Genomic DNA, 18,153 nt, shown 5'->3' with positions numbered 1-18,153 from the left:
ACCAGTCGTGATGATTTCCATCCGTAATTGTACGGAGCATGAAGTCTGTCCCTGAACTTGCGTGCCCCAAAACGCGAGAAAGCGGCCTTTTCATAGGCCGCCTTCTTTTTAGTCGCTACTCACTAAGCGGTGAGGCACCGATCACAAATCCGCGTTAGGCCGCGAGTTTGCGCAGCACATAATGCAGGATGCCGCCGTTGCGATAGTAGTCGAGCTCGTCCAGCGTATCGATGCGGCAGAGCAGCGGGACATCCTTCTTGCCGCCGTCAGCGGAGACGATCTCGGCCGTCAGCGTCTGGCGCGGCTTCAGATCGCCCTGCAGCCCGCGGATCGTGACCTTCTCGTCGCCCTTCAGGCCGAGCGAGGACCACGACGTGCCGTCCTGGAAGGTGAGCGGAAGCACACCCATGCCGACCAGGTTGGAGCGATGAATGCGCTCGAAGCTCTGGCAGATCACCGCGCGCACGCCGAGCAGGCGGGTGCCCTTCGCGGCCCAGTCGCGCGACGAGCCGTTGCCGTATTCGGCGCCGGCGAACACCACCAGCGGCACGCTCTCCTGCTGGTACTTCATCGCGGCGTCGTAGATCGACATCTGCTCGCCGTCGGGCCAGTGCCTGGTCAAACCGCCTTCCGGAATATTGCCGTCGGCACCCTTCAGCATGAAGTTCTTGATGCGGATGTTGGCGAAGGTGCCGCGCATCATCACTTCATGGTTGCCGCGCCGCGTGCCGTACTGGTTGAAGTCGGCGGGGCGCACCTGGTGCTCGCTGAGGAATTTGCCGGCGGGCGAGGTCAGCTTGATCGAACCGGCCGGCGAGATGTGGTCGGTGGTGATCTTATCGCCGAACATCGCGAGGATCCGCGCGTCGACCACGTCGATGACCGGGTCGGGCTGCTTCTTCATGCCCTCGAAATAGGGCGGGTTCTGCACATAGGTCGAGCTCATGTTCCAGCGATAGGTCTCGCTTTCCGTGGTCTTGATCTTGCGCCAGTTGGTATCGCCCTTGAACACGTCGGCGTACTTCTTCTTGAAGATCGTCGCGGTGACGTACTTCTTCATGAAGGCGTTGATCTCCTTGGCGGTCGGCCAGATGTCCTTGAGGAACACCGGCTTGCCGTCCTTGCCGATGCCGAGCGGCTCGACCGCGAGATCCTTGGTCACGGTGCCGGCGAGCGCATGCGCGACGACGAGCGGCGGCGAGGCGAGGTAGTTCGCCTGCACGTCGGGCGAGACGCGGCCTTCGAAGTTGCGGTTGCCCGACAGCACGGCGGCGGCGACGATGCCGTTTTCGTTGATCGACTTCGAGATGTCTTCCGGCAGCGGGCCGGAATTGCCGATGCAGGTCGTGCAGCCGAAGCCGACGAGGTTGAAGCCGACCTTGTCGAGATCGGCCTGCAGGCCGGAATTGGCGAGATACTCCGCCACCACCTGGCTGCCCGGCGCGAGCGAGGTCTTCACCCACGGCTTGGCCTTGAGGCCCTTGGCGGCCGCCTTGCGCGCCAGCAGGCCGGCGCCGATCAGCACGCTCGGATTGGAGGTGTTGGTGCAGGAGGTGATCGCCGCGATCACGACGTCGCCATGGCCGAGATCGAAGTCACGGCCCTCGACCGCATAACGCTTCTGCTCGCCCTCGGGCTTCTTGTATTCGCCAACCAGCGCGGTCGCGAAACCGGTAGACACCGCCGGCAGCGCGATGCGGCCTTCGGGGCGCTTCGGTCCGGCCATCGACGGCACGACGTCGCCGAGGTCGAGCGTCAGCGTGGTGGTGAACACCGGGTCAGTCGACTTGGCGGTACGGAACAGGCCCTGCGCCTTGGCGTAGGACTGCACCAGCTTGACGCGATCGGCCTTGCGGCCCGAGGTCTTCAGGTAATCGATGGTCGCGGCATCGACCGGGAAGAAGCCGCAGGTCGCGCCATATTCGGGCGCCATGTTGCCGATGGTCGCCTTGTCCGCGACCGAGAGATAGTCGAGGCCCGGGCCGAAGAATTCGACGAACTTGCCGACCACGCCGAGCTTGCGCAGCATCTGGGTGACGGTCAGCACGAGGTCGGTCGCGGTGACGCCTTCCTTGAGCTGGCCCTTGAGCTTGAAGCCGACCACTTCGGGCAGCAGCATCGACAGCGGCTGGCCGAGCATGCAGGCCTCCGCCTCGATGCCGCCCACGCCCCAGCCGAGCACGGCGAGGCCGTTGACCATCGTGGTGTGCGAGTCGGTGCCGACCAGCGAGTCGGGATAGGCGACCTCGAAGGTGCCGGTCTTCCGGCCGACCGTCATCTTCTCCTTCTTTGTCCACACCGTCTGCGCCAGATATTCGAGATTGACCTGGTGGCAGATACCGGTGCCGGGCGGCACCACCGAGAAGTTCGAGAACGCCTTCTGGCCCCACTTCAGGAACTCGTAGCGCTCCTGGTTCTGCTTGTATTCCTCGGTGACGTTCTTCGCGAACGCCTTGTTGTCACCGAAGAAGTTGACGATCACCGAGTGGTCGATGACGAGATCGACCGGCACCAGCGGGTTGATCTTCTCGGCATCGCCGCCGAGGTTCTGCATCGCGTTGCGCATCGCCGCGAGGTCGACCACGGCCGGGACGCCGGTGAAATCCTGCATCAGGACGCGCGCCGGGCGGAACGCGATTTCGTGCTCGAGCTGGCGCTTCTTCAGCCACTTCGACACCGCAACGATGTCTTCCTTCTTGACGGTGCGGCCGTCCTCGTTGCGCAGCAGGTTCTCCAGCAGAACCTTCATCGAATACGGCAGCTTCGAAATCCCCTTCAGTCCGTTCTTCTCTGCCTGGGGCAGGCTGTAATAGACGTAGGACTTGCCGCCGACCTTCAGGGTCTTGCGGCATTTGAAGCTGTCGAGCGAGGTCATGCGAGGAATCCCAATTCTCAGTTATACCCGGCAAGGGTAACTAAACACCGGCGATCGACACTGGCCAAGGGATGGCCTGGGGTGGGTTGCGGCCGCCGATTGTGTGTGCTGCATCAAGTTCCGGGCTTATAGAACCTTTCTAGAAGCGCCGCCACACCGACAAGCGTGCGACAGCGTTGCGCGACCCAAAAATTCTCACGCGGTAGCGAAAGATTTCAGAGGGCTGTGACAAGACGAACCATGCGGCTCTCGGGACGAAATCTGAAATGCGTGCGCGGCGGACGCGAGGTGTTTTCCGGCCTCGATCTGTCGGCCACGTCAGGCGAGGCACTCGCCATCACCGGCCCCAATGGCGCCGGCAAGACCTCGCTGCTGCGCGTCCTCGCCGGGCTATTGGTTCCCGCCGAGGGTGTGGTCGCGCTCGAAGGCGGCGACGCCGAGCTCAGCCTGCCTGAGCAGGCCCACTATCTCGGCCACCGCGACGCCCTGAAGCCGGCGCTGAGCGTTGCGGAAAATCTGTCCTTCTGGCGGGAATTTCTCGGCGGCGAGACCAAGGATGCCGGGCAGTGCCTTGCCGCGGTGGCGCTCGACCACGCCGCGCACCTGCCGGCGGCCTATCTTTCCGCCGGCCAGCGCCGCCGCCTGTCGATCGCGCGCCTGCTCTCGGTGCGGCGGCCGGTGTGGCTGCTGGACGAGCCGACATCGGCGCTCGACGCGGCCGGACAGGCGCTGTTCGTCGACCTGATGCGCGATCATCTCGCCGGCGGCGGCCTGATCGTCGCGGCGACGCACCTTCCGCTCGGCATCGATGCGCGTGATCTGCGGATGGGAGGGGTCACATGAGCGCGCTTGGCGCCTTGATCCGGCGCGACATCCGCATCGCGCTGCGCGTCGGCGGCGGCGCGCTGATCGGCGTGCTGTTCTTCCTCACCGTCACCGTGCTGATGCCGTTCGCGGTCGGGCCGGATCTGGCGCTGCTGTCGCGGCTCGGCCCCGCCATCCTCTGGCTCGGCGCATTGCTGGCGAGCCTGCTCACGCTCGACCGGCTGTTCACGGCCGACCACGAGGACGGCTCGCTCGACCTCATCGTGATGAGCCGGACGCCGCTGGAACTCGCCTGCGCCGCCAAGGCACTGGCACACTGGATCGCCGCCGGCCTGCCGCTGATCGTCGCAACCCCGGTGCTCGGCCTGCTGCTCAATCTCGACGGCACCGCGACGCTTGCGGTTGCGGCGACGCTGCTGGCGGGAACACCGGCGCTGACCTTCACCGGCATGATCGGCGCGGCATTGGCCGTGACGCTGCATCGCGGCGGGCTATTGCTGGCGGTGCTGGTGCTGCCGCTGTCGATCCCGGTGCTGATCTTCGGTGTTGCGGCCTCGCAGGCGGCGATTTCGGGCCCCCTGCCCTTTGGAACACCGTTCTCGATCCTCTGCGCGCTGTCGCTTGCCAGCCTCGTGATCGGCCCCTTTGCCGCCGCCGCGAGCCTGCGGCACGGGCTGGACTGAGATGAGCCAGATCAAATCTCGCCGGGAGGAAATCGGCCAATTGCCTGCGACACATCAGACGATTATCAGGGTGCCATGAAGCTGACTGAGACGCTGACCGACCTCGCCAACCCGACCAAGTTTCTGGCGCTGACCGCGCGCATTCTGCCGTGGCTCGCGGGCGTGACCGCGATCCTGCTCGCGATCGGGCTCTACCAGTCGGCGATGGCGCCCGACGACTACCAGCAGGGCGCCACGGTGAAGATCATGTTCATCCACGTGCCGAATGCGTGGCTGTCGATGTTCGTCTGGGGCGTCATGAGCGTAGCCGCGCTCGGCACCTTGGTGTGGCGGCATCCGCTCGCTGACGTCGCCGCAAAGGCCGCCGCTCCGATCGGCGCCGCCTTCACCTTCCTTGCGCTCGTCACCGGCTCGCTGTGGGGCCGGCCGATGTGGGGCACCTATTGGGAATGGGATGCGCGCCTGACCTCGGTCTTGATCCTGTTCCTGATGTATCTCGGGCTGATGGCGCTGTGGCGCGCGGTGGAGGACCCGTCCCGCGCAGCGCGGGCGGCGGCGGTGCTGACCCTGGTCGGCGCGATCAACATCCCGATCATCAAATTCTCGGTCGACTGGTGGAATACGCTGCATCAGCCGGCCTCGGTGTTTCGCGCCGGCGGTCCGACGCTCGACAAGGCGTTCCTGTGGCCGCTGCTGGTGATGGCGATCGCGTTCTCGCTGCTGTTCATCACCTTGCACCTGGCGGCGATGCGCAACGAGATCCTGCGCCGGCGCGTGCGCAGCCTGCAGATGATGCAGGCGAGCCGCGTCTCGTTCACGAGCGAGACGGGCGGCGGTTCGCAAGCAACCGCGTCAAACGAAATTGGAGCGGCGTGATACGATGGCGCTTGGTCCCTACGCCTCCTTCATCGTGACGTCCTACGCGCTGGTCGCGGCGGTCGTGCTGCTGCTGATCGTCTGGATCATCGCCGACTATCGCCGGCAACAGGCGCGTCTCAGGGAGATCGAGGCCAGCGGCGTGACGCGCCGCTCCGGCCGCAGTGCGGCGGATATAAGATGAGCGATCAGGCGACCAACAGCCCGCCGCAAGCCCGCCGCCTGCTGGTGGTGCTGCCGCTGCTGATCTTTCTCGGCATCACCGGGCTGTTCCTGCTGCGGCTCTATGGCGGCGATCCCTCGAAAATCCCGTCGGCGCTGATCGGCCGGCCGGCGCCGCAGACCGCCCTGCCCGCGCTCGACGGCCTGATGCGGGACGGCGAGCCGGTCCCCGGTCTCGATCCCGCCGCCTTCAAGGGCAAGGTCTCGGTCGTCAATGTCTGGGCGTCGTGGTGCGTGCCCTGCCACGACGAGGCGCCGCTGCTGACCGAGCTCGGCAAGGACAAGCGCTTCCAGATCATCGGCATCAACTACAAGGACTCGCCCGAGAATGCCCGGCGCTTCCTCGGCCGCTACGGCAATCCGTTCGGCATCGTCGGCGTCGACGGCAACGGCCGCGCCTCGATCGAATGGGGCGTCTATGGCGTGCCCGAGACTTTCCTGGTCGGGCGCAAGGGCACCATCGTCTACAAGCTGGTCGGCCCGGTGACGCCGGACAACGTCAACCGCGTGCTCAAGGCCGAGATCGAGAAGGCGCTCGCGGCGGGCAGTTGATAGCCGTTACTTGCGCTCACCTCTCCCCGTCCTTTACGGCGAGGGGCTTTGGACGGTGTTTGTAATAAACTCCGAGCCTATCCGTGGAGAGACCCCTCACCCCCACCCTCTCCCCGCATCCGCCTTCGCCCGAAGGCGGATGCGGGGAGAGGGAGCAGAGCGCTGATCACCCCTTCCGCACGTCGCCCGCGTCGGCCTCGCTCGCCTCCAGCGAGACCGGCTCGAGGTGATAGCGCTTGGTCAGCGGCATCTGGGCGATGGCGAAGATCATGGTCAGCGGCGTCACGCCGAACACCTTGAAGTTCACCCAGAAATCTGTGGTCTGCGTGCGCCAGACGAGCTCGTTGAGCACCGCCATGCCGGCGAAGAACAGCGCCCAGCGCATGGTGAGGATGCGCCAGCCCTGCGGCGTCAGGTTGAACACCTGGTCGAACATGATGGCGATGAAGGACCGGCCGAACAGGAGCCCGCCGCCGAGCACGGCCGCGAACAGCCCGTAGATGATGGTCGGCTTGACCTTGATGAAGGTCTCGTCGTGCAGCACCAGCGTCAGCGTGCCGAACACCAGCACGATCGCGCCGGTCACCAGCGCCATGATCGGCACGTGCCTGGTCACCACATAGGATGCGATCATTGCGGCCACGATCGCCACCATGAACGCGCCGGTCGCGACGAACAGATGGTACTTGGCGTTGGCGATAAAGAACACGAGCAGTGGCCCGAGTTCGGTCGCCAGCTTGAACAGCGGATGCGGCTGGGTCTTGTCCATCAACTCTCTACTTTGATTTGAGGCATGACCCGATCCGAAAACCGGTGTCCACTTTTCGGGGTCATGCCTCGATTCCAGCAATTGCCTTGGCAAAATCCTTCGCCGCGAAGGGCGCGAGGTCCTCGACGCCTTCGCCGACGCCGATGAAATGCACCGGCAGCTTGTGCTTCTCCGACAACGCGACAAGGATGCCGCCGCGCGCCGTGCCGTCAAGCTTGGTCATCACGAGCCCCGTGACGCCTGCCGTACGATGAAACGCCTCGACTTGCGACAACGCATTTTGTCCCACCGTGGCGTCGAGCACGAGCAGCACCGCGTGCGGCGCCGACGCATCGACCTTCCTGATGACGCGCACGACCTTCTCCAGCTCGTTCATCAGCTCGGACTTGTTCTGCAGGCGGCCGGCGGTGTCGATCAGCAGCACGTCGCGCTGCCGCTCCTTGGCCGCGGTCAGCGCGCTGAAGGCAAGGCTTGCCGAATCCGAGCCCTGGGCGCCTGATATCACCGGCGACTTGGTACGCTCGCCCCAGACCTTGAGCTGCTCGATCGCCGCGGCGCGGAAGGTGTCGCCGGCGGCCAGCATGACCTTGCGGCCCTCGGCGGACAATTTCGCCGCCAGCTTGCCGATCGTCGTGGTCTTGCCGGAGCCGTTGACGCCGACCACCAGGATGACGAACGGCTGCTTCGCGGCATCGATCTCGAGCGGCTTCGCCACCGGCGCCAGCACTTTCTCGACCTCGGTCGCGACGACCTCCTTGACCTCGTCGGCCGAGATCGCCTTGTCGTAGCGCCCCTTGCCGACAGCCTCCGCAATGCGGACCGCGACATCGGTACCGAGATCGGCGCGCAGCAGCACATCCTCGATGTCATCGAGCATGGCCGCATCGAGCTTGCGCTTGGTGACGAGGTCGGCGACCGCGGTCCCGATCGAACTCGAGGTCCGCTTCAGGCCGCCCTTCAGCCGCTGCCACCAGCTCTGTTTTGGAGTTCCCGCAGTGGTATCGTTCATGGCGCGGACGTGTTAGCCGTTTCGGCCCATAAACGAAAGTCTCGACGAATTGATCGATGTTCCCCAATTGACCGCGGAAGAAATCCTGGGCCGCGTGCTCCACCGCGACGGGCTGATGCTGGTGATCGACAAGCCGGCCGGCCTTCCGGTGCATCGCGGTCCCAAGGGCGGCCCCAATCTGGAGGCCTCGTTCGACGCGCTGCGGTTCGGCCTGCCGCGGCCGCCGGTGCTGGCGCATCGGCTGGACAAGGACACCTCGGGCTGCCTCGTCCTGGGACGTCACCGCAAGGCAACCGCCTCGCTCGGGCTGTTGTTCAAGCACAGCAAGATCTCGAAGACCTATTGGACCGTGGTCGAGGGCGGCCCTGCCGAGGATGAAGGCACCATCGACATGCCGCTCGGCCGACTCAACGCCGAGCGCGGCTGGTGGCAGAAGCCGGACCCGAATGGCCAGAAGGCGATCACCAACTGGAAGGTGCTGGGGCGTGGCGACGGCCTCACCTGGCTCGCGATGGAGCCGGTCACCGGCCGCACCCATCAGCTGCGGGTGCATTCGGCGGCGATGGGCTGGCCGATCGTCGGCGACAATATCTATGGCAATGGTCCGCGCTTCGGCGAGCCGACCCTGCATCTGCATTCCCGCGAGATCGGCATCCCGATCTCCAGGAACAAGGACCCGGTGCATGTGGTCGCGCCGGCACCCGAACACATGCGGGAGCGACTCAGGGCCTGCGGCTGGAACGGGCAGTAGCCTCCGTGATTTTACGGAGAATTATCCTTTACGGAACATTCAGGCCCATCCGCTAGTCCTGAAGGCGGCTTAGAAAAGCGCGCCGCGACGGCTCAGGACGAGCAATGCTGAATGATGGACAAGCAATTGTCGACGAGGTCGAGGCTGCGATACGCGCCGGCTCCGCCGATAAATGCCTGGCCACGGCAAGGCGCGTCAGCAGCCTCTTTCTCGCATCCGCCGGCAAGTTCAACAGCGAACAGATCGAGCTGTTCGACAACGTGCTCGAGCGTCTGGTGAAGACCATCGAGTTGCGCGCGCTCGCCGACATCAGCGCCCGGATGGCGCTCACCGACATCAGTGAGCAGCTCGCGCCGGTCGCCCAGGCACCGCCCGCGATCATTCGCCGTCTCGCCAGCAATGACGAGATCAGGATCGCGCGGCCGATCCTGCAGGAATCGTCGCGGCTAAGCGCGGACGATTTGGTCGAGATCGCACGGACCAAGAGCGAGCAGCATCTGCTCGCCATCTCCGGCCGCTGGTGGCTGAAGGAGGTCGTCACTGACGCGCTTCTGGCGCGTCGCTTTGCGAGCGTGAGCCACCGCCTGGTCACCAATCCCGGCGCCAAAGTATCGCCGGGCGGATTTGCCGTCATCCTCGCGCAGGCCGAGCACGATCCGGTCCTTGCGATCGAGACCGGCATTCGCGCGGACCTGCCGTCGGAGCTCCGCCTTCAACTCCTGCGCCGCGCGACGGAAGAGGTTCGCGGCCGTCTGCTGGAGCGCGCCCCGCCCTATCTGTTCGAAGAGATCCGGCACGCGATCGCCGCGGTCGCCGCCGGCGTCGAGCGCGACATGTCGCAAGTCCGCGACTTCACCGCGGCCAAGCACCACGTCGCGAAGCTGAAGGACGATGGCGAGCTCAACGAAGCCTCACTGCTTGGTTTCGCCAGGCAGCGAAAATATGAAGAGACCATCGTTGCGCTGGCGTATCTTGCGCAGTCGAACATCGAGGTGATCCGCTCCCTGATGCAAAGCCTGCGCAGTGAAGGCCTGCTGGTGCCGTGCCGGGCGGCAGGCCTGAGTTGGGAGACCACCGCCGCCGTGATGGAATGTCGCTATACCACCGGCTCCATGGGACCGGTCGAGCTCGCCCATGCGAAGAGCCAGTTCACGAAATTGACCCGCGAAAACGCCGATCGCTTGCTGCGGTTCTGGCAGGTTCGCGCATCGCAGCCGGCAAGGCTGGGCGGGCGCGCACACTGACTGCGTCATGCACGATGACGCGATTGGTACAAATTCAACGTGTCGAATAGCTCGTTCAGCATCATCACCTGCGAAATGCCGAAATGCAGGTGATCCGCTGCTCCGGAGGCGCCATGCGCAGCTCCCCACATTCGTCGTCCCGGCGCAGGCCGGGACCCATAACCACCGCATTCGGTGACCGTGCGAGATCGTGGCCCCAGCGTCGCGCAGCAATTGAGATTTGGGGTAATGGGTCCCGGCCTGCGTCGGGACGACAATGGGAGCGAACTTTCTCAGCGACCCGATGCAATGAGCCGCGCATCGTCATGGCCGCGGATAGTCATCGCGCGCACCATGCCCGGCACATCTCTCTCGATCGCGACCGGCAGGAAGTGCTCGGTGCGGCCCTGCGTGCCGCTCTCGATCAGCACCTCGCGCGTCGCGCCGACTTCCGCATCAAGCCGGCGCAGCAGCGCGGCTTCGCCTGCCGCGCGCAGCCGCCTGGCGCGCTCCTTGATAGCCCCGCCGGCAACTTGCGGCATTCGCGCGGCGGGCGTTCCCGGGCGCGGCGAATAGGGAAACACGTGCAGGAAGGTGAGATCGCATTCCACGACCAGATCGAGCGAGCGCGCGAACATCTCTTCAGACTCGGTCGGAAAGCCCGCGATGATGTCGGCGCCGAGAGCGATGTCCGGCCGCAGCCGGCGGACCTGCGCACAGAAATCGATCGCGTCCTTTCGTGAATGCCGGCGCTTCATCCGCTTCAGGATCATGTCGTCGCCGGACTGCAACGACAGATGCAGATGCGGCATCAGCCGCGCATCGTCGGCGATGACATCGAGCAGGTCGCGATCCGCCTCGATCGAATCGATCGACGAGATGCGCAGCCGCTTCAGCTCGGGCACATGGCGCAGGATCTGCCGGGTCAACTGGCCGAGTTTTGGCGCGCCCGGCAGGTCGGCGCCATAGCTCGTGAGATCGACGCCGGTCAGCACGATCTCGGCATGGCCGCGCTCGACCAGCGCACGGACCTGATCGACCACCGCGCCCATCGGCACCGAGCGCGAATTGCCGCGGCCGTAGGGGATGATGCAGAAGGTGCAGCGATGATCGCAGCCATTCTGCACCTGAACGAATACGCGCGGCAGGCCGCGCTCGAAGCCGTCGAGCAGATGCGGCGCCATCTCGGTCACCGCCATGATATCGGCGACCGCGACCTTCTCGCTCGCATCGATGCCGAACGGCGCCTCGAACGCAGCGCGCGTCGCCTGCCAGGCTTCGCCGCGCATCTTCTCGTCATTGCCGACGACGCGATCGACCTCGGCCATCTCGGCGAACATCCGGCTTTGCGTCTGCGCCGCACAGCCGGTGACGACGATGCGCGCATGCGGGCGTTCGCGTTTCAGCTTGCGGATCGATTGCCGCGCCTGCGCCACCGCCTCGTTGGTGACGGCGCAACTGTTGATGACGATGGTGTCCGAAAGCCCCGCCTGCTCCGCCTCGCGGCGGATCACCTCGGATTCGAAGGAATTGAGGCGGCAGCCAAAGGTGACGACGTCGACGCCCATAACCGATCTCACGCCCGATCAAGCAACGCTGGCGAACAGCGCCGGATCGAAGCGGCCCTCATATTCGAAATCGGCGGTGCCGGTCATCAGCACGTGATCGTCGCGCTCGCGCCATTCGATGCCGAGCTTGCCGCCGGGCAGCGTGATCTCGACGATGCGATTGGCACGCTTCAGCCGCGCCGCCGCAACCGCCGTCGCGCAGGCCGCCGAGCCGCACGCTCTGGTGAGGCCGGCGCCGCGTTCCCAGGTGCGGATCGTGATGTGGTCGCGATCGACGATACGGGCGAGGGTGATGTTGGCGCGCTCCGGAAAGATCGGATGGTTTTCCAGCAGCGGCCCGAAACGTTCGAGATCGTAGGCATTGACGTCATCGACCCAGAAGATCGCATGCGGATTGCCCATCGAGACCACCGAGGGCGAATGCAGCACCGGATTGTCGATCGGCCCGACCTGCAGCTCGATGTAGCGGGTGTCACGGAATTCCTCAGCCAGCGGAATGTCCTGCCAGCCGAACTTCGGCGCGCCCATGTCGACGGTGTAGAGATCGGGCGCCGGCCCCTGCCAGCAATTGAGCAAGCCGGCGCGGGTCTGGAACGTCGCTGATGTCTGGCCGGTCTTCTCGAAGATCCGCCGCACCACGCAACGCATGCCGTTGCCGCAGGCGCCGGCCTCCGAGCCGTCATTGTTGTAGATCGAGATGAACGCTTCGGTGCCGTCGAGCCGCGGCGGCTGCAGTACCATCAGCTGGTCATAGGGCACGCCGCCGGACGGCGAAGCCACGGCGCGCGCCTCCGCCGCCGACACCTGTGCCCGACCTTGTGCCGCTGAATCGCGCAGGTCGACGACGACGATCTCGTTGCCGATGCCGTTCATCTTGGCGAATGCGTGATTGGCGAGCGCGCTCATCGATTTTCCCAAATTCTGCCCGGTTATATGGCGAGTGGTGGCCAGTTAGCCAGCCTGAATGGCCCCATGACACATCTGTCATGGGACGAATGCAGAACTTGCGTGTTAGGAATATCGCTCCCCGCGGACCGCGCGCCGGGACAGATCGAGCGGCCGTTCGAGGCAGGGGATGGAGAAAAACCAATGAACCGTATCAACACGCTCCGCGCCGCCTTGGTCGCGCTGCTGCCCTTGGCCGCGATCGCACTGGCAAGCCCGGCCCCTGCCCAGTCGCCGTCAGCCTCGCCCGCTCCCGCAGCGAGCCCGAGCCCGACCCCTGCCCCTGCACCGTCGGCGACGCCGGTGCCCCCGCCGGCCGAGACCAAGTCGCCGGCCGACAGCCCGGCCGCAGCGCAGACCCCGGCGCCGGCGCCGGCCGCCCCAGTGCAGACCGCCGATCCCTTCGGCGAGCCGTTCACGCTGGAGCCGAAGAAGGTCGTGATGCTGAAGGGCACCGCCAATTGGGATTCCGCCTTCGACGCGCTGATCGAGGCGTTCAAGCAGCTCACCGCGCTGCTCGACAAGGACGGCGTCAAGGCAGCGGGCAATCCGATGATCGTCTACACCTCGACCGACGACACCGGCTTCACCTTCATCGCCGAGATCCCGGTCGATCAGGACGTCAAGAACCTCGGCAAGAACATGAGCATGGGCAATTCGCCTGACGGCAAGGCGCTGAAGTTCGTCCATCGCGGTTCCTACGACAACATGGACAACACCTATGAGGCGATCACCAACCACCTCGACGACAAGAAGCTCGAAGCCAAGGACACCTTTATCGAGGAATACATCACCGATCCGCTGAAGACCGCGGAGGACAAGCTTGTGATCAACGTCTACGTACCCCTGAAGTGAGCCAGATGACCCATCGCCTTCTCCTTGGCCTCCCCTTCGGCCTCTCCTTCGCCGTCCCCCTGATCGCGACCACGCTGCTGGCTGCGCCCGTACTGGCCAATGACGACTTTCCGCCGGCGGTTTCGGTCACCGGCGAGGCGACCGTGTCGGCGCCGCCCGACCAGGCGCAGCTCGACGCCGGCGTCACCACCGACGCCAAGACCGCACGCGAAGCCGCCGAAGCCAACAATGTGACGATGGGCAAGGTGCTGGCCGCGCTAAAGGGCGCCGGGATCGCGGAGAAAGACTTTCAGACCTCGCGGCTGTCGCTGCAGCCGCAATTCGCCAATCGTGGGCCGTCGTCGCCGAACGCCCCGCCCAGCATCGTCGGCTACCACGCGAGCAATCGCGTCACGATCAGGCTGCACGATGTGAGCAAGGTCGCCAGCGTCATCGACGTGCTGGTCGGTGCCGGCGCCAATGATATCGGCGGGCTCAATTTCTCGGTGTCGCAGGCCTCGAAGCTGCTCGACGAGGCGCGCGAGAAGGCGATCGCCGATGCCCGCCGCAAGGCCGAGATCTACGCCAAGGCCGCCGGCGTCACGCTCGGTGCGCCGTTGAATATCGCGGAGGTCGGCTCGGCGCCGGTCCCGGTGTTCCGTCCCAAGATGGCAACGGCCGGCTTCGCCGCGCCGACGCCGGTGGCGCAAGGCGAGGAAACACTGACGGTCAATGTCAGCGTCTCCTGGGCGATCAAGGAGAAGTAAGAGGCTACAGATCTCTCGTCTCCTTCCCCCCTGAAAGGGGGGAAGGTCGGGATGGGGGTCAGCCGCAGGCTCCGCTGCAAGTGGAGGGAGCAGATCCCCACCCGCTTTACTCTGACGAGCAAAGCGACCTCCCCTTTTCAAGGGGAGCTGAAATCGTAGCCCGGATGAAGTGCAGCGCAATCCGGGGCCGACTTCTCCGCGGATGGACTTTCCCGGATTACGCTGCGCTTCATCCGGGCTACTTATCGCTCTAAATCTCGAACACCTGCCCGGGCTTCAACGTCAGAAACTTCTCGCGCGGCACGCTCGCCGCGTCGAGCGCTTCGCCGAGCGCGATCGCGGGCGCGTCGATCGCCTCGTCGGTCAACTGGAATGTGCCGTGGTGATGGGCCAGCCCCTGGGCGGCGCCGCAATCGGCCAGCGCTTTCACCGCATCCTCCGGGTTCATGTGCTGGTCGCGCATGAACCAGCGCGGCTCATAGGCGCCGATCGGCAGGATCGCGAGCCTGAGCGGGCCATGCGCCTCGGCCACCCGGCGGAAATGCCCCCCGTTGCCGTAGCCGGAATCGCCGACGATGTAGAGCTTGCCGGCCGGCGTCTCCAAAACAAAATTCGCCCACAGCGCCTTGTTGCGATCGAACAGCCCGCGCGCCGACCAGTGCCGCGTCGGCACCAGCGTCACGGCAGGGCCATTGCCGAGCTCGACGCGCTGATGCCAGTCGAACGCCTCGGCTTTGATCGCGGCATCGGATTCGCGCATCGTGACGTCATTGCCGAGCGGCGTGATCACGCGAGGACCAAATGTCCCCGCAAGCTTCGACAGCGTCGCGACGTCGAGATGGTCGTAGTGGCCGTGCGACACCAGCACAACATCGATCCTGGGCAGTTTCTCGAATGCGATGCCGGGATCGTTGTGCCGCTTCGGCCCGGCGAAGCTGAACGGCGAGGCCCGCATCGACCACACCGGATCGAACAGGATGTTGAGGCCGGCGGTCTGGATCAGCCAGCTGGCATGACCGACAAAGCAGAGCCGCACCTTGTCGCCTTCGACGCGGGGCGGCGGCGTATCGGCATGGGGGCTCGGCGCCCATTCCGGCCAGACCGCGCGCTGCCGGCCGCCCCCGAACTGCCAGCGCAGCACCTCACCAAGCGATTTCGGCGGCGAGCCGTCCGGATCGAAGAAGTGCAGGCCGTCGAAATGATCGGACACGGGGCCGTCGTAGGTTTTCATGGCAGTCATCCAGATCGAGGGCACGCCGATCGCCGCGGCGGCTCCGGTCAAGGTTGCGAGAAGGCGGCGGCGGGTGATCAGCACGCGGGTTCCGGAATAGGAGGCAGGCTCCGGTTATATGGGTGGCAGCGGCGAATTCGGAACCAATAGGGCAAATCGACGTGATTTCAGTACCTTACCGTCTATACTGAGCGGATTTCAGCGAAACTTTCCTTGACTTTGCCGCCCCGGCAGCGTTTAACGCGGCCACTTTCTCGGAAAGCTCCGTCTTTTCGACCCGCCGACTGGTCCTGGAGGCCAGAGGCCAACGCCCGACAGCGCGATGCGCCCTCGGGCGCGAAAGTGTTTGGATTTCCTTCTCCCTCGCCCCGCTCTTGCGGGGAGGGGGTCGGGGTGAGGAGCTCTCTCCGCGCACTGTGCGTGTGGAGCCCTGTACCCCCTTCACCCGCCGCGCAAATGCGCGGCGACCCTCCCCGCAGGCGGGGAGAGGTAAAAGAGGACAACGGCATTGTTCGACAATCTGTCGGAACGGCTTGGTGGCATTCTCGATCGTCTGACGGGGCGCGGTGCGCTGACCGAAAAGGACGTCGATGCCGCAATGCGCGAGGTGCGCCGCGCGCTGCTTGAGGCCGACGTCGCGCTCGAGGTGGTCCGCAGCTTCATCGACCGGGTCCGCGAGCAGGCGATCGGCGCCACCGTCGTCAAGTCGGTGACGCCGGGCCAGATGGTGGTGAAGATCGTCCATGACGAGCTCGTCGCCACACTCGGTTCCGACGGCCAGACCATCGATATCAACTCGGTGCCGCCGGTGCCGATCATGATGGTCGGTCTGCAAGGCTCCGGTAAGACCACCACCACCGCAAAGCTCGCGCGCCGCATGGTCCAGCGCGACAAGCGCAAGGTGCTGATGGCCTCGCTCGACGTCTACCGCCCGGCAGCGATGGAGCAGCTCGCGGTGCTCGGCCGCGACCTCGACATTCCGACGCTGCCGATCGTCGCCGGCCAGATGCCGCCGCAGATCGCAAGGCGCGCGTTAGAGGCCGGCAAGCTCGGCGGCTACGACGTCGTGCTGCTCGACACCGCCGGCCGCACCACGCTCGACGAAGACATGATGAAGGAGGCGGCCGAGATCAAAGCCGCCGCCAACCCGCACGAAGTGCTGCTGGTCGCGGATAGCCTCACCGGCCAGGACGCGGTCAACCTCGCGCGCTCGTTCGACGAGCGCGTCGGCCTCACCGGCATCGTGCTGACGCGCGTTGACGGCGACGGCCGCGGCGGCGCCGCGCTGTCGATGCGCGCGGTCACCGGCAAGCCGATCAAGCTGATCGGCACCGGCGAAAAGACCGACGCGCTGGAAGACTTCCATCCGAACCGCATCGCCGGCCGCATCCTCGGCATGGGCGACGTCGTCTCGCTGGTCGAGAAGGCCGCCGCCAATATCGACGCCGAGAAGGCCGCGCGCACCGCCGAACGCATGCGCAAGGGTCAGTTCGACCTCAACGACATGCGCGAGCAGCTGCAGCAGATGGCCAATATGGGCGGCATCGGCGGCCTGATGGGCATGATGCCCGGCATCTCCAAGATGAAGAACCAGATCGCGGCGGCCGGCATCGACGACAAGATCTTGAAGCGCCAGGTCGCGATCATCGACTCGATGACGCGGCAGGAGCGCAAGAACCCGGACATCCTGAAGGCGAGCCGCAAGAAGCGCATCGCGGCAGGTGCCGGCCAGAGCGTCGAGCACGTCAACAAGCTGCTGAAGATGCATCGGAACATGGCCGACATGATGAAGGCCATGGGCAGCGGCAAGCGCGGCCCGCTTGCCGGCATCGCGCAGGCGATGGGATTCGGCGGTGGCATGAAGCCGCCTTCGGCCGAGGAGATGAAGGCGCTCGCCGAGAAGATGCAGGGCGGCGCCGGCGGCGGCCTGCCCAATCTGCCGAAGGATTTGCCGCCCGGGCTGCGCGGCGGCCTGCCGAACGTGCCGGGCCTGACTGGCCTTTCCGGCAAGCCGATGCTGCCGGGCCTCGGCGGCTTCCCGGGCAAGAAGAAATGAGGAATTCGTCGCGACGGCTCGCATACGGCCGGCGCGACGCGGAATGCCAATCAATCGAACACATCGACCTTTGAAGGAGAACTGAATGTCCGTTGTTATCCGCCTCGCTCGCGCAGGCACCAAGAAGCGTCCGGTCTATCACGTCGTCGTCGCCGACTCGCGCTTCCCGCGCGATGGCCGCTTCATCGAGCGTCTCGGCCACTTCAACCCGCTGCTGCCGAAGGACAACGAGTCGCGCCTGAAGCTCGACATGGACAAGGTGAAGGCCTGGCTCGCCAAGGGCGCGCAGCCGTCGGATCGCGTGACCCGCTTCCTCGACGCCGCCGGCGTCAAGAAGCGCGCGCCGCGCAACAACCCGGAAAAGGCCGTGCCGCGCAAGGAGCGCAAGGCGCAGGCCGAAGCCGCCGCCAAGGCTTAAGGCTGAACGGCGACCACGGTGACTGCACCGGTCTGTGTCGCCCGTATCGGCGCTGCGCATGGCGTGCGCGGCGCCGTCAGGCTTTGGACCTTCACCGAAGATCCGCTGGCCGTGAAGGACTACGGTCCGCTGATGACCAAGGACGGCACGCGCCAGTTCGAGGTCACGCATGTGCGTGAGGCCAAGGACCATCTGGTGGTGACGCTGAAGGGGGTCGCCAGCCGCGATGATGCCGAACGGCTCAACGGTATCGAGCTCTACGTTCCACGCGACCGGCTGCCGGACACCGACGACGGCGAATACTACCACACCGATTTGATCGGGCTCGCCGCAGTGACGACGACGGAGCAGCCGCTCGGCAAGGTGATCGCGATCCATAATTTCGGCGCCGGCGACATCATCGAGATCGCCCCGCCGCAGGGCGCGACGATGCTGCTGCCGTTCACCAATGCCGTGGTGCCGACTGTCGATCTCGACGGCGGCCGCGTGGTGATCGACCTGCCCAAGGAAATCGACGGCGACGATCCGTCGGTGCCTGACCGAGAATAA

At 65.5% G+C, this 18,153-nt stretch carries 18 protein-coding genes; 12 read left to right on the top strand and 6 right to left on the bottom strand.

What is annotated here, in order from left to right; all coding sequences use genetic code 11:
- Positions 1-154 precede the first annotated feature (154 nt).
- Entirely contained in the window at positions 155-2,875 is a 2,721-nt protein-coding gene (gene acnA / locus QA635_RS02095; RefSeq protein ID WP_283066536.1) for an aconitate hydratase AcnA, read from the bottom strand.
- 240 nt (positions 2,876-3,115) lie between these two features.
- Between acnA and ccmA the strand changes: the two genes are divergently transcribed.
- The 5 genes from ccmA to QA635_RS02070 all read left to right on the top strand — a co-directional run bounded on the left by ccmA (position 3,116) and on the right by QA635_RS02070 (position 6,033).
- Positions 3,116-3,718, top strand: a complete 603-nt coding sequence (ccmA, locus tag QA635_RS02090; protein WP_283066534.1) for a heme ABC exporter ATP-binding protein CcmA — start codon at positions 3,116-3,118, stop codon at positions 3,716-3,718.
- On the top strand, positions 3,715-4,383 hold the full coding sequence (gene ccmB, locus QA635_RS02085; RefSeq protein ID WP_018269392.1) for a heme exporter protein CcmB: 669 nt from the start codon (positions 3,715-3,717) through the stop codon (positions 4,381-4,383). The genes ccmA and ccmB overlap by 4 nt, the downstream gene beginning before the upstream one ends.
- 75 nt (positions 4,384-4,458) lie before the next feature.
- Complete coding sequence (locus QA635_RS02080) at positions 4,459-5,259, top strand: heme ABC transporter permease (RefSeq protein WP_283066532.1); 801 nt, start codon at positions 4,459-4,461, stop codon at positions 5,257-5,259.
- A gap of 4 nt (positions 5,260-5,263) precedes the next feature.
- Positions 5,264-5,443, top strand: coding sequence for a heme exporter protein CcmD (gene ccmD / locus QA635_RS02075; protein WP_057020935.1), 180 nt, complete (start codon positions 5,264-5,266; stop codon positions 5,441-5,443).
- Complete coding sequence (locus QA635_RS02070; protein WP_283066529.1) at positions 5,440-6,033, top strand: DsbE family thiol:disulfide interchange protein; 594 nt, start codon at positions 5,440-5,442, stop codon at positions 6,031-6,033. The genes ccmD and QA635_RS02070 overlap by 4 nt, the downstream gene beginning before the upstream one ends.
- A 166-nt stretch (positions 6,034-6,199) precedes the next feature.
- On the opposite strand, the gene QA635_RS02065 is transcribed toward QA635_RS02070, so the two are convergent.
- Both QA635_RS02065 and ftsY read right to left on the bottom strand, forming a co-directional pair.
- The gene (locus tag QA635_RS02065; RefSeq protein ID WP_038384708.1) at positions 6,200-6,802 is read right to left on the bottom strand and encodes a septation protein A; all 603 of its coding nucleotides are present in this window, start codon (positions 6,800-6,802) and stop codon (positions 6,200-6,202) included.
- 61 nt (positions 6,803-6,863) lie between these two features.
- Positions 6,864-7,811, bottom strand: a complete 948-nt coding sequence (gene ftsY, locus QA635_RS02060; protein WP_283066525.1) for a signal recognition particle-docking protein FtsY — start codon at positions 7,809-7,811, stop codon at positions 6,864-6,866.
- Between the two features lie 49 nt (positions 7,812-7,860).
- On the opposite strand from ftsY, the gene QA635_RS02055 reads away from it, so the two are divergent.
- Positions 7,861-8,562: an RluA family pseudouridine synthase gene (locus tag QA635_RS02055; RefSeq protein WP_283066523.1), complete on the top strand. Its 702-nt coding sequence runs from the start codon at positions 7,861-7,863 to the stop codon at positions 8,560-8,562.
- Between the two features lie 104 nt (positions 8,563-8,666).
- Positions 8,667-9,806 carry a DUF2336 domain-containing protein gene (locus tag QA635_RS02050; protein ID WP_283066521.1) on the top strand — a complete coding sequence of 380 codons (1,140 nt, stop codon included), beginning with the start codon at positions 8,667-8,669 and terminating at the stop codon, positions 9,804-9,806.
- Between the two features lie 272 nt (positions 9,807-10,078).
- Here QA635_RS02050 and mtaB read toward each other — a convergent pair whose 3' ends face one another.
- Both mtaB and dapF read right to left on the bottom strand, forming a co-directional pair.
- The gene (mtaB, locus tag QA635_RS02045; protein ID WP_283066519.1) at positions 10,079-11,353 is read right to left on the bottom strand and encodes a tRNA (N(6)-L-threonylcarbamoyladenosine(37)-C(2))-methylthiotransferase MtaB; all 1,275 of its coding nucleotides are present in this window, start codon (positions 11,351-11,353) and stop codon (positions 10,079-10,081) included.
- Between the two features lie 18 nt (positions 11,354-11,371).
- A complete protein-coding gene (gene dapF, locus QA635_RS02040) occupies positions 11,372-12,259 on the bottom strand; it encodes a diaminopimelate epimerase (RefSeq protein ID WP_283066517.1) in 888 nt (295 codons plus the stop codon).
- 183 nt (positions 12,260-12,442) lie between these two features.
- Between dapF and QA635_RS02035 the strand changes: the two genes are divergently transcribed.
- Together QA635_RS02035 and QA635_RS02030 are read left to right on the top strand one after the other, a co-directional pair.
- Positions 12,443-13,153, top strand: coding sequence for a GyrI-like domain-containing protein (locus tag QA635_RS02035; RefSeq protein ID WP_028340834.1), 711 nt, complete (start codon positions 12,443-12,445; stop codon positions 13,151-13,153).
- A 5-nt stretch (positions 13,154-13,158) separates the two neighbouring features.
- Entirely contained in the window at positions 13,159-13,899 is a 741-nt protein-coding gene (locus QA635_RS02030) for an SIMPL domain-containing protein (RefSeq protein ID WP_283066514.1), read from the top strand.
- A 250-nt stretch (positions 13,900-14,149) separates the two neighbouring features.
- On the opposite strand, the gene QA635_RS02025 is transcribed toward QA635_RS02030, so the two are convergent.
- Positions 14,150-15,214, bottom strand: a complete 1,065-nt coding sequence (locus tag QA635_RS02025; RefSeq protein WP_283066512.1) for an MBL fold metallo-hydrolase — start codon at positions 15,212-15,214, stop codon at positions 14,150-14,152.
- A gap of 424 nt (positions 15,215-15,638) precedes the next feature.
- Here QA635_RS02025 and ffh point away from each other — a divergent pair, with 424 nt between their 5' ends.
- The 3 genes from ffh to rimM all read left to right on the top strand — a co-directional run bounded on the left by ffh (position 15,639) and on the right by rimM (position 18,153).
- Positions 15,639-17,186 carry a signal recognition particle protein gene (ffh, locus tag QA635_RS02020; RefSeq protein ID WP_283066511.1) on the top strand — a complete coding sequence of 516 codons (1,548 nt, stop codon included), beginning with the start codon at positions 15,639-15,641 and terminating at the stop codon, positions 17,184-17,186.
- A gap of 85 nt (positions 17,187-17,271) precedes the next feature.
- Positions 17,272-17,604: a 30S ribosomal protein S16 gene (gene rpsP / locus QA635_RS02015; RefSeq protein ID WP_016847621.1), complete on the top strand. Its 333-nt coding sequence runs from the start codon at positions 17,272-17,274 to the stop codon at positions 17,602-17,604.
- 18 nt (positions 17,605-17,622) lie between these two features.
- On the top strand, positions 17,623-18,153 hold the full coding sequence (gene rimM, locus QA635_RS02010; protein WP_283066507.1) for a ribosome maturation factor RimM: 531 nt from the start codon (positions 17,623-17,625) through the stop codon (positions 18,151-18,153).

Origin of the sequence: Bradyrhizobium brasilense (assembly GCF_029714345.1) — a bacterium.
Lineage (GTDB): Bacteria > Pseudomonadota > Alphaproteobacteria > Rhizobiales > Xanthobacteraceae > Bradyrhizobium > Bradyrhizobium australafricanum.
The sequence above is the reverse complement of the archived record's forward strand: the minus strand, read 5'-3'. Positions and strand labels throughout refer to the sequence as shown.